Raw genomic sequence first — 1,773 nt, 5'->3', positions numbered from 1 at the left:
CTATTTAGGTGTAAGGATAACATAGGAGGGAAGTCCAACAATATTAAAATAATCAAGAATTTCTTTTGTTGGAGATCTTTGAAGATTCTCCGCAACATACTTTACCAGAATATAATCATCTAGTATTTCAACAACCTCTTCATCCCTATAGGTTGTGGCATCCATAACTATACAATTTTTGCACCAAGTAGCCCAGAAATCAATCAATACCGGTTTTCCTTCAATTTTCGCTTTTTTTAGTCCTTTTGAAAGAGAATAAATCCAAGGAAGATTAGATTCTTCATGGCTGACTTCAGTCTGTTCAAATGTTTTTGCATTACTCTTTATAATCTTTATTCCTGAGTAACCATAATAAATTGCGATAACAAATATAATAACGCCAAAAATATATTTAACCCAATCCATCCATCTGCCCGGTTTGGGAAGGAATGTGAGCCCCGCACCTGCAAATGGCCAAGGAATTGCCATTCCGGCACCAAGTAAAAACGGTAATAATAATCCGATGGAATTGCCTTTGGCATAAAGTGTTGTGGAATAGAGAATTACAGAAATCAAAACAGGAGCAATGCAAGCACCTGCAAGTATTGCGGCAACAACACCGAGAATAAAAACAGTTATAAATTTTCCTTTACTTTTTTTGCCTACTTTTCCGCTTCCGAATTTTGAAAAATCTATCGGAATAACATCAAACATAGCAAGAGCAAGAAACATAAAAACCGCTGCAATAATTATATTAAACACGGGAGAAGAATTAATTGCCCCGAACCTTGAACCTGTTAGCACAACAACAAGCCCAAGCGTTCCATAGGCTAACGTCATACCCAGTCCGTAAGTAGCGCCAATTAATAATCCCCTACCTTTCGATTCTGCTTGTGTTCCTGCTCCCAGTACAGCAATTGTAATTGGTATCATCGGGAGTACGCACGGTGTAAGATTTAGGGCAATACCACCAATTAAAATAAGAAGAATGATAAGCCACAATTTTTTACCGGAAAATGTGTTAGAATTCAAACTTCCGGAAGTTGCAGCTTCATCTAAAAAAGTGATAAATTCATCACTTTTTTTATATCCTCCGGTTATACCGGAAACTTCAAAATCATCCAATAATTTTTCTATCTCAGAAAAATTATTCTCGGCAGGAGATGATTTTATTGAATGATCAATTTTCTTCTGAGCAATTTGCTCCCCTCCTCCAGCATTTCCTATAGTAATGGGCATTACAAACTCAATTTCTTCAGGGAAAAAACAAGTGCCGATATCATCACAAAATTGATAACCCGCAAGTACTTTTATCTCTTGCTTTCCTGATTCAAAACCCTTTGATACTGTAAAATTCTGTGCGAGGGTAACTTGCCCATGATAAGCAATAATGCCATCAAGTTCTTCGCCGGCAGGATATTCAACTTCATAGAATTTAATTCCTTCCGCGCCTTCGGCTTCGATGAAAAAATAATCTTCCTGTTTGTTACAGTGCATTCCATCAGGAATTTCAAAAGTAACTTCAATTGTTCCGATTTCTCCTACTTTAACCTCTTGGGGAATTATTTTGCAAGATACTACATCATCATTCCCAAAAAGTAAAGTTGAGAGAATTATTGAGATAGAAATTAGCAATATGATAATCAACGATTTCTTCATTTATGCTCCATAATATTTTTTTATTTTTTTTCTGTTACTTCAATTTGTGTAAATTATTGTCAAATTTCTTGAATGTATATCCGGTGCATATCGCCCCTTGTATTAAACATATAAATAATAGTTACGAGTTGCGAG

The 1,773-nt window shown here is 35.7% G+C and carries 1 protein-coding gene; it reads right to left on the bottom strand.

Annotated features, from left to right (window positions below):
- Nucleotides 1-1,638 carry a cytochrome c biogenesis protein CcdA gene (locus U9P79_10055; protein MEA2104965.1) on the bottom strand — a complete coding sequence of 546 codons (1,638 nt, stop codon included), beginning with the start codon at nucleotides 1,636-1,638 and terminating at the stop codon, nucleotides 1-3.
- Between the last annotated feature and the right edge of the window lie 135 nt (nucleotides 1,639-1,773).

It is taken from the genome of Candidatus Cloacimonadota bacterium (assembly GCA_034661015.1).
Taxonomy (GTDB): Bacteria; Cloacimonadota; Cloacimonadia; order JGIOTU-2; family JGIOTU-2; genus JAYEKN01.
Note: the sequence above shows the minus strand (reverse complement) of the source record. Positions and strands in the feature narration are given on the sequence as shown.